At 65.8% G+C, this 9,578-nt stretch carries 9 protein-coding genes; 8 read left to right on the top strand and 1 reads right to left on the bottom strand.

Translation table 11 applies throughout. The features are described from left to right. Positions 1-79: 79 nt before the first annotated feature. The 4 genes from lnt to BRAO375_RS12265 all read left to right on the top strand — a co-directional run bounded on the left by lnt (position 80) and on the right by BRAO375_RS12265 (position 4,490). Positions 80-1,663: an apolipoprotein N-acyltransferase gene (gene lnt / locus BRAO375_RS12280; protein WP_009027790.1), complete on the top strand. Its 1,584-nt coding sequence runs from the start codon at positions 80-82 to the stop codon at positions 1,661-1,663. Between the two features lie 235 nt (positions 1,664-1,898). Next, positions 1,899-2,315: a helix-turn-helix domain-containing protein gene (locus BRAO375_RS12275; protein ID WP_009027789.1), complete on the top strand. Its 417-nt coding sequence runs from the start codon at positions 1,899-1,901 to the stop codon at positions 2,313-2,315. Positions 2,316-2,631: 316 nt separating this feature from the next. Beyond that, entirely contained in the window at positions 2,632-3,762 is a 1,131-nt protein-coding gene (locus tag BRAO375_RS12270; protein ID WP_009027788.1) for a M20 family metallopeptidase, read from the top strand. Beyond that, a complete protein-coding gene (locus tag BRAO375_RS12265; protein WP_009027787.1) occupies positions 3,759-4,490 on the top strand; it encodes a tRNA (guanine(46)-N(7))-methyltransferase TrmB in 732 nt (243 codons plus the stop codon). The genes BRAO375_RS12270 and BRAO375_RS12265 overlap by 4 nt, the downstream gene beginning before the upstream one ends. 14 nt (positions 4,491-4,504) lie before the next feature. Here BRAO375_RS12265 and BRAO375_RS12260 read toward each other — a convergent pair whose 3' ends face one another. Beyond that, entirely contained in the window at positions 4,505-5,581 is a 1,077-nt protein-coding gene (locus BRAO375_RS12260) for a DUF2336 domain-containing protein (protein WP_009027786.1), read from the bottom strand. A gap of 408 nt (positions 5,582-5,989) precedes the next feature. Here BRAO375_RS12260 and rimP point away from each other — a divergent pair, with 408 nt between their 5' ends. The 4 genes from rimP to BRAO375_RS12240 form a co-directional block, all read left to right on the top strand. Next, the gene (gene rimP, locus BRAO375_RS12255; RefSeq protein WP_009027785.1) at positions 5,990-6,751 is read left to right on the top strand and encodes a ribosome maturation factor RimP; all 762 of its coding nucleotides are present in this window, start codon (positions 5,990-5,992) and stop codon (positions 6,749-6,751) included. 14 nt (positions 6,752-6,765) lie between these two features. Further along, the gene (gene nusA, locus BRAO375_RS12250; protein WP_009027784.1) at positions 6,766-8,373 is read left to right on the top strand and encodes a transcription termination factor NusA; all 1,608 of its coding nucleotides are present in this window, start codon (positions 6,766-6,768) and stop codon (positions 8,371-8,373) included. Positions 8,374-8,442: 69 nt separating this feature from the next. After that, on the top strand, positions 8,443-9,156 hold the full coding sequence (locus BRAO375_RS12245) for an RNA-binding protein (protein WP_009027783.1): 714 nt from the start codon (positions 8,443-8,445) through the stop codon (positions 9,154-9,156). A gap of 77 nt (positions 9,157-9,233) precedes the next feature. Then, positions 9,234-9,578: translation initiation factor IF-2 associated domain-containing protein (locus tag BRAO375_RS12240; RefSeq protein ID WP_035640121.1), on the top strand; the 345-nt coding region annotated here is incomplete at its 3' end.

Below are 9,578 nucleotides of genomic sequence, written 5' to 3'. Positions count from 1 at the left end.
AGACCGGCCCCGCGCCGAGCAGCGATGACAGCAGCCCGCCCCCAGGCGACGGAGCAAGCTCACAGTGATCCGCCCATCGATGATCCGCAGCCTCGCGCTTGGCATTGTCCTGGCCTGGGGCTGGAAGCGCGCGGCGATCGCGCTCGCCGCCGGCGCCCTGTCCTCGCTGGCCATGGCCCCGTTCAATGCGTGGCCGGTGCTGGCGCTCACCTTCCCCGTGCTGGTCTGGCTGATCGACGGCGCGGCGGCAGGGCGGCGGCGCGGGATTCCGGCCGCAGCCCTCACCGGCTTCTGCTTCGGCATGGGCTATTTCGTGCCCGGCCTGTACTGGATCGGCAATGCATTTCTGGTCGATGCCGACACCTTCGCCTGGCTGATGCCGTTCGCGGTGCTGGGCCTGCCGGCCTATCTCGCGCTGTTCCCGGCCCTGGGCTTTGCGCTTGCCCGGTTGATCTGGACGCGTGATGCAACCCGCCTCCTGGCGCTGGCGGCCTGCCTGACCGGCAGCGAATGGCTGCGCGGCCACGCTCTGACCGGCTTCCCCTGGAATACGGTCGGCTACGCCCTGTCGCAGCCGCTCGCACTGGCCCAATCGGCGTCGCTGATCGGCATCTGGGGCATGACGTTCCTGACGATCGCGATCTTCGCCAGCCCGGCGGCGCTGATCGACGGCAAGTCCTGGCGCGCCCCTGCGGCCGCCGTCGCGCTGCTCGTGATCATGGGCGTGTTCGGCGCGATCAGGCTCGGCCTGCACCCGACCGCCTTCGTCGCCGATCTCAAGCTGCGCATCATGCAGCCGAACCTGCAACAGGACGTCAAATTCAATTACGGCGCCAAGGCCGACGTAATGCGGCGCTATCTGGCGCTGTCCGACCGGGCATCGGGCCCGAAGGCCACCGGCGTGCGCGACACCAACGTCCTGATCTGGCCTGAATCCGCATTTCCGTTCTTCCTGACCCGCGAAGCCGACGCGATGGGTCAGATCGCCAACCTGCTGTCGCCCGGCACGGTGCTGATCACCGGTTCGGTGCGCGCACCGGACGGGCCGCGCAACAGCCCGATCACGCGGGCCTACAACTCGATCTACGTCATCGATCACGACGGCACCGTGCTGTCGGTCTACGACAAGCTCCATCTGGTCCCGTTCGGCGAGTTCCTGCCGTTTCAGAATCTGCTGGAGCGGATCGGCCTGGAGCAGCTGACCCGGGTGCAGGGCGGCTTCATTCCGGGGACAGTGCGACGCAACCTGGACGTGCCACACGCACCGCGTGTTCTTCCTTTGATCTGCTACGAGGCCATATTTCCGACCGATAGCGTGCCTAACGAAGAGCGGCCGGGCTGGATCGTCAACCTGACCAATGACGGCTGGTTCGGCATTTCGACCGGTCCTCATCAGCATCTGCAGCAGGCGCAGTGGCGCGCCATCGAGCAAGGGCTTCCATTAGTTCGATCAGCGAACACCGGCATCTCCGCCGTGATCGATCCCGTCGGTCGCATTGTCGCACAACTATCTCTCGGCACTGAGGGCGTTCTCGACGCCATGCTGCCCGTTGCGCTGCCGCCCACGATCTATGCGAGATTTGGCGATGGTCCGGCTGCAATCCTGTTAGTGCTCGCCCTGAGCACGGTCGTTCGCAGACGTGTTGCTCAAAAGCTTCCCTGACGACAGCAAGATTCCGTTTCTTTCCGAGAGCGTAAGATTTTTTTTGACATCCAAAACCCCAAGTGTTGACAGATAGCTGCTGCAATTCGCATTCTCGCGCGGCAGCATGATCCGCTCAGTTCGCTGCTCGACCGTCCACCGTTAGTACGACATGCGAGCAGAAATTGACGGTGTGAGCGCCTGAGGCATACTGCGACCGCCTCGTTCCGAGGCCCTGATTCTAAGGAGTTGAGAGATGTCGACGAAAGCGCCCAACCCTGTTGACAAGCATGTCGGCAGCCGGGTGCGGATGCGCCGTATCATGTTGGGCATGAGCCAGGAAAAACTTGGTGAGGCTCTCGGACTCACGTTCCAGCAGATACAGAAGTACGAAAAAGGCACCAATCGAGTCGGCGCCAGCCGGATCCAGCAGATCTCCGAAGTTCTGCAGGTCCCTGTCTCGTTCCTGTTCGAAGGCGTCCCCAGTGGCGGGACCAATGGTGAAGCTTTCGGCGAGGGCGCCTCTCCGGCCTATGTATCTGATTTCCTGGCAACCTCCGAAGGTCTGGCGTTGACCCGCGCGTTCACGCGGATCCACGACTCCAAGCTTCGCCGCAGCATCGTCGACCTGGTCGAGCAGATCGCTGATCGCGAAGCACCGGAAGAGAACTAGAGCTGAGCCACGCTGATGCGCTGGCGCTGACATTCCTATCGCGGCCGTGCCTCATATGACGTCTCTCATATGAATGTCAGCGCCCACGGGGGGCCATGAGCGAGCAAAGCTTTGCGGACGTTCCGCAACGCCAATGATCCGATAGACAAGTTCGATCACGACCATTAGAGCGCGATGGCTCCCCTTCGGGAAACGCTGTCGCGCTCTAAGTCGTTTTGTGCGCATCTCTGCACGGGGCGGCGAACTGTCCCCGGCAACGCCCGGCGCGCCGCCTCCACTACCATCTGCTAACCATAAATAACTGCTCGCAAAGCTCATGATCGCCACCGCCAATCCGTTCGATAGTCGCACAATTCTTGAGGGCATCCGCCAATGGGTCGAGATCGAGACACCGACCGAGGCGCCCGACGAGGTCAATAGGCTGGCGTCGCTGGTCGCTGACGGCTATCGCGGCCTCGACGCCACGGTCGAGCGGATCGCCGGGCGCGACGGCTGCGGCGACCATCTGGTTGTGCGCTCGTCTTGGGGACAGGCCGAGCCGGGCATTCTGGTCCTGAGCCATCTCGACACCGTGCATCCGATCGGCTTCATCCAACGCCTGCCGTTCTCGGTCGACGGCGACGTCGCCTACGGACCCGGCATCTACGACATGAAGGGCGGCGCGTATCTCGCCTACCACGCCTTTCGTCAGCTCTGCGCGGCGGGCGAGCGAGCGCCGCTCGGCATTACTCATTTGTTCGTCTCCGACGAAGAGATCGGCAGCCCGACGTCGCGCGCGCTGATCGAGGAGGAGGGCCGCAAGGCCAAATATGTCCTCGTCACCGAGCCCGCGCGCGACGGCGGCAAGATCGTCACCGGCCGCAAGGGCGTCGCACGCTTCGATGTGTCGATCCGCGGCGTGCCGGCGCATGCCGGTGCGCGTCCGGAGGACGGCCGCAGTGCGATCCGCGAACTCGCCAACGTGATCCACGCGCTCGAAGCGCTGAACGATCCCGCACGTGGCATCACCGTGAATGTCGGCGTGGTGCGCGGCGGCACCCGCCCGAACGTCATCGCTGAGGAAGCCTACGCCGAAGTCGATGCGCGGCTGCCGACGCCTGGCGATGCCGACGAGATCGTACCGAAGATCCTCGGCTTGAAGTCGCGCAGCGAGGGCGTCACCGTCGAGGTCAAGGGCGAGGTCAACCGTCCGCCTTACGTCAAGGGCAATGCCGGCGCGGCACTGTTCGAGCACGCCAGAACACTGGCGGAGGAGCTTGGCTTCGATCTCGCCGACACCTACACCGGCGGCGGCTCCGACGGCAATTTCACCGCGCCGTTCACCGCAACGCTCGACGGCCTCGGCGTCGACGGCAAGGGCGCGCATACGCATTACGAGCAGATGTACATCTCCTCGATCGAGCCCCGGGCACGCCTGCTCCACCGCCTCTATCAGACCCTGCGATGAGCCCCGCGATGATGCCGATCGACGACGATCACGCCGGCAACGAGACTCTGCATGGCCAGGGCTCGTTCTTCGGCCGCCGCAAGGGTCACAAGCTGCGCGCGCACCAGGCCGATCTGGTCGAGAACCTGCTGCCGCATCTCGCGCTCGATCTGTCCGCGCCGGCTGACGCCGTGCTGCCATCGCTCTACGATCCGCCGGTCGAAGCGCTGCGGCTCGAGATCGGCTTCGGCGGCGGCGAGCATCTTGCCGCGGAAGCCAAAGCCCATCCTACGACCGGCTTCATCGGCTGCGAGCCCTATGTCAACGGCATGGCCAAGATCCTCTCCGCCATCGAAGCCGACAACATCGGCAATATCAGGCTGCTCGCCGGCGATGCCGCCGAGCTGCTGGCCTGGCTGCCGCCGCAGTCGCTGCAGCGGATCGACCTGATCCATCCCGATCCCTGGCCGAAGCGGCGGCACTGGAAGCGGCGCTTCGTGCAGGATGCGACCATCGCCGCAATGGCGCGCGCGCTCAAGCCCGGCGGCGAGTTCCGCTTCGTCAGCGATATTGCCGACTACTGCGCCTGGACCCTGTGGCACCTGCTGCGCGCACCGGACTTCGTCTGGACTGCCGAGCGCGCCGATGATTGGCGCCTGCCGTGGCCGGGCTACACGATGACGCGTTATGGCCGCAAGGCGACACGCGAGGGCCGGGTCGCCAACTACCTGATCTTCCACCGACGCTGACGCGGCGCGGACGATCAGTGCCGCGTCTTCCAGAACGCAACGACGCGCTCGGCCGTCGATGACAGCAGACGCGCGTAGTTGACCCGGAGCTCATCGAGCTCGCGCTGCGCCGGCACGCGCTTGCGTCCCAGGCGAAGCTGGATCAGCGCCTGCACGGTGCGCCAGTCAAGACCGATCGTGCGGCCGAGAACGAGCATCGGATCGTGACGATCGCCCGACGCCAGGCGATCCAACGTGGCGACCTTCAACCCGGTCATGGCGGCGAGCGCGGCGACCGCCTCCTCGTATCTGTGCGCGGAAGCGAAGCCGAGCAGTGCCGCTTCGTCGAGCGCGCCATCCTCGTACAGCGCGAGAATGGTCCGCTGCGCCGGCACGAAATTGCACTTGCTGACGGTCGCGCCCGCCGTGTCGACGAGCTCGGCGAGAGCCTGCCTGATCCTGGCCTGCTTCTCCGGCCTGACCACATCGAACAGTCGCCGCCTGATCACGTCGAGCGAGCCCGCCAGCAGTTGCTTGAGATGATCGTCAGACAGATCGGCACGCCGACCGACCGTGAGCGTCAGAACGCCGTCGAAGCCGGCCCGGTTGATCAGGTCCGAATAGCCGCGCTCGGAGAACGCGGCGCCGTCATTCGCCGCGGCTCGCCTGACGACATCGCGATCCCCGCGTCGCACCAGCACATCTGTCATCTCGGCCGAGAGCGCCGGCCGCTCGGCCATCGCCAGCAGATGCCCTTGGCCCTTGCTCTGGGCAATGTCGATCAGCACATCCTCGTCGAGCGCGGGCGAGCGCCGCAACAGCGGGCCCGCCACCGCGACCTCGTCATCATGTGCGAGCTGGCCGACGACGATACGGGGTGCCTTCACGAGGTACGACAGGCGCTCCGCCAGATTGACGCGCGTCGATACGTCCGCGAACGGCAGCAGATCGACAAGCAGTCCGTCGAACAGATTGACGTGCTCCGGGCGGAGCCTCGTCACGTCCTCGAAGAAGAGATCAGCGATGCGACGCGTGGCTTCGAGACAGCGCTCGGCATCGCCATGCTTGACGATCCCATCGAGCCCGGGGATCAGCGCGGTTGCTGGGGTCATCACATCGACTCGTTACGCAACGCTACACGGCCCTGCTCGGCAGCCTTCCGGCATCCGAGACTGGGCCCACAAACCCGTTCGATTTTTAACCGATCTTGGTGAACGGACGGTTATTCAGCCGTGGACCCTGCCGAGCCGAAGCCACAGCGACCGGGCCCCGGGAGGACGGGGCAAATTCCAGGTTCCCGGCCCGGTTTGGACCGAGACGACCCTTGCCGTCAGCCGGCAAAGCGGCTATATGAGCGCCATCAATCTTCATCTCATATACGATCGCGTAGTGAGGGTGGGCCCTTCCGGACCCGCTCTTTTTTGTTACCTGGATCGCTCCGCCCCCGGTGCGATCAGTCCGGTGAACGCGATCGACAGGCCGCAAGGCCGAAACAAGCAAGACACGCGATCGACGCCTCGATGACGGAACCGACCTTCGCCGCCGCTGACACCGACCTCCTGACAGAGCCCCGGCTCGTTGTCGAGCCGGGCGTGGCGGCGCGTGTTGCAGCGGTGGCCGACCCTGTGCTGCAGGGAATGGGTTACCGGCTGGTGCGGATCCGCATCTCCGGCGAGTCCGGCTGCACCGTCCAGGTCATGGCCGAGCGTCCTGACGGCACGATGCAGATCGAGGATTGCGAGGCGGTGTCGCGGGCGCTGTCGCCGGTGCTCGATATCGCCGATCCGATCGACCGCGCCTACCGGCTCGAGATCTCCTCGCCGGGCATCGACCGGCCGCTGGTGCGCCGCTCCGATTTCGAGCGCCATGTCGGGCACCTCGTGAAGATCGAGATGGCGGTGGCGCATCAAAACCGCAAGCGCTTCCGCGGCATCATCAAGGGCGTGGAAGGCGATGGCGTGCGCATCACCCGCGACGACATCGCCAAGGACCAGGACCCGGATGTCGTGCTACCGATGACCGACATCGGCGACGCCAAGATGGTGCTGACCGACGAGCTGATTGCCGAATCCATGCGCCGCGGCAAGGCCGCCGAGCGCGAGAAGAAGCGCGAGCTTGGAATCGCCCCGCCGCTGGCGCCGCACGCCAAGCCGGCCGCACAGGCCAAGCCGAAACCGAAACCGAAGGATGGCAAGCCGGCCAAGAAGCCGCTGCCGACCAACACCAAGAAACATCGTCTCGCCGCCGACCGCGCGCGCAGAGGCGAGATCGATCCTGATTAGAGGAGACTTGAGCCATGGCCGTCAGCGCCAACCGGTTGGAACTGCTGCAGATCGCCGACGCCGTCGCGCGCGAGAAGTCGATCGACCGCGGCATCGTGATCGCCGCCATGGAAGACGCAATCGCCAAGGCCGCGCGCGCCCGTTACGGCAGCGAGACTGACGTCCATGCCGAGATCGACCCGCGCAAGGGCGAGCTCCGGCTGTCGCGCCACATGCTGGTGGTCGAGAAGGTCGAGAACCCGTCCAACCAGATCTCGCTTGATGACGCCCGCCGCGCCAATCCGGGCGCGCAGATCGGCGACACCATCGCCGACACGCTGCCGCCGCTGGAATATGGCCGCATCGCCGCGCAGTCGGCCAAGCAGGTCATCGTGCAGAAGGTGCGCGAGGCCGAGCGCGACCGGCAGTACCAGGAATTCAAGGACCGCATCGGCGACATCGTCAACGGCGTCGTCAAGCGCGTGGAATATGGCAGCGTGATCCTCGACCTCGGCCGCGGCGAGGCGATCATCCGCCGCGACGAGATGCTGCCGCGCGAGGTGTTCCGCAACGGCGACCGCGTCCGCGCCTACGTCTTCGACGTGCGCCGCGAGACCCGCGGCCCGCAGATCTTCCTGTCGCGCACCCATCCGCAATTCATGGCCAAGCTGTTCGCGCAGGAGGTGCCGGAGATCTATGACGGCATCGTCGAGATCAAGGCGGTCGCCCGCGACCCCGGCTCGCGCGCCAAGATCGGCGTGGTGTCGCGCGATTCCTCGGTCGACCCGGTCGGCGCCTGCGTCGGCATGCGCGGCTCGCGCGTGCAGGCCGTGGTGAACGAGCTGCAGGGCGAGAAGATCGACATCATCCCGTGGTCGCCCGATATCGCGACCTTCGTGGTCAACGCGCTGGCGCCGGCCGAGGTCGCCAAGGTCGTCATCGACGAGGACCGCGAGCGCATCGAGGTCGTCGTCCCCGACACCAACAACCAGCTGTCGCTGGCGATCGGCCGGCGCGGCCAGAACGTCCGACTCGCCTCGCAGCTGACCGGCTGGGACATCGACATCCTCACCGAGCAGGAGGAATCGGAGCGCCGCCAGGCCGACTTCGAGAACTCCACCCGCGTGTTCATGGAATCGCTCAACGTCGACGAGGTCGTCGGTCAGCTCCTGGCGTCCGAAGGCTTCACCTCGGTCGAGGAATTGGCGCTGGTCGATCTCAAGGATCTCGCCGGCATCGAGGGTTTTGACGAGGAGACCGCGACCGAGCTGCAGACCCGCGCCCGCGAATTCCTGGAGCAGCAGGAGGCCGAGCTCGAGGCCCGGCGCAAGGAGCTGGGCGTCGAGGATGCGGTCAAGGATGTGCCCGGCGTCACCTCCAAGATGCTGGTCAAGTTTGGCGAGAACGACATCAAGACCGTCGACGACCTCGCCGGCTGTGCGACCGACGATCTGGTCGGCTGGGTCGAGCGCAAGGACGGCGGCGAACAGACCAAATATCCCGGCATTCTCGATGGCCTCGACGTCTCGCGTGACGACGCCGAAGCCATGGTGATGCAGGCCCGCGTCAAGGCGGGTTGGATCACCGAAGCCGATCTCGCCAAGGGCGAGGCGGAGGACGAAGCCGAAGGCCAGCCTGCCTGACCATGAGCGACGCCACGATGAACCCCTGTCATGACGCTGCTGGCTTGAGATGAGGAGCCGTACCACCGCATGCTCGCCTTGGCTGACCCCGAGCTCGACAATGGACCGCGGACCGACAAGTCCGCGACCATGCGCATGTGCGCGGTCAGCCGCGAGGTGCGGCCGATCGGCGAGCTGATCCGGTTCGTGGTCGGCCCGTCGGGCGAGGTCGTGCCCGACATCAAGCGCAAGCTGCCGGGACGGGGATTGTGGATCACGGCGTCAAAGCCAGCGGTTGCGGAAGCGGTGCGTCGTCACCATTTCAGCCGTGGGTTCAAGGCCAACGTCCGCGTCCATCCGACCCTCGCCGATGATCTGGAAGCCTTGCTGGCCCGCAGTGCGATCGAAGCGCTGGGAATCGCCGCCAAGGCCGGTCAGGTCGTCTCGGGTTTTTCCAAGGTCGAGGCCCTGCTCTCGCAGCGCCAGTCGCGGTCCGATGTGGCCGCCTTGATCCATGCTGCGGACGGCGCCGCCGACGGGATTCGCAAGCTCGATGCGCTGGTGCGGCCGAATGACGGGGATCAAGGACAAGCCCTGCCAATTCCGATCATCTGCTGCCTCACTTCGGCAGAATTGGATTTGGCACTTGGGCGCTCAAATGTGATACATGCTGCCGTGCTCGCGGGCCCGGCGAGCAGGACATTCCTGTCGCGCAGCCAGACTCTGGTCCGATACCGGTCGGCCGACGCTGACAAGATTGCCGGAACCGCGGCCACGAAATCTGCTTCGACTTCGAAGACATAGCGACGACTACGCGACGATTTGCACGAATGGGACGGTGCGGCAGACCCGCACGCTGGTAACGAGATTAGGACGACTGAATGGCCGATCAAAACACTCCGGGCGACAAGAAACTCGGTGTCCCGAGCAAGACCTTGACGCTCAAGCCGCGCGTCGAGACTGGCACGGTGCGTCAGAGCTTCCCGCACGGCCGGAGCAAGCAGGTGGTGGTCGAGAAGCGCGGCACCAAGCGCCGCGTCGGCGATGGGGCGCCCGATGCGCCGCATGCGCCGGAGCCGACCGTCGCCAAGGCGCCGCCACCGCCGCCGCCGAGCAGCCGCCCGTCGGGACCCCGTCCCGGTCAGCAGCGTAGCGGCTCCGGCGTCGTGCTGCGCACCCTGACCGAGGACGAGCGCTCGGCGCGCGCCAGCGCGCTGGCCGACGCC

The sequence above is a fragment of the Bradyrhizobium sp. ORS 375 genome (assembly GCF_000239775.1).
In the GTDB taxonomy this organism is placed as follows: Bacteria; Pseudomonadota; Alphaproteobacteria; order Rhizobiales; family Xanthobacteraceae; genus Bradyrhizobium.
Note: the sequence above shows the minus strand (reverse complement) of the source record. Positions and strands in the feature narration are given on the sequence as shown.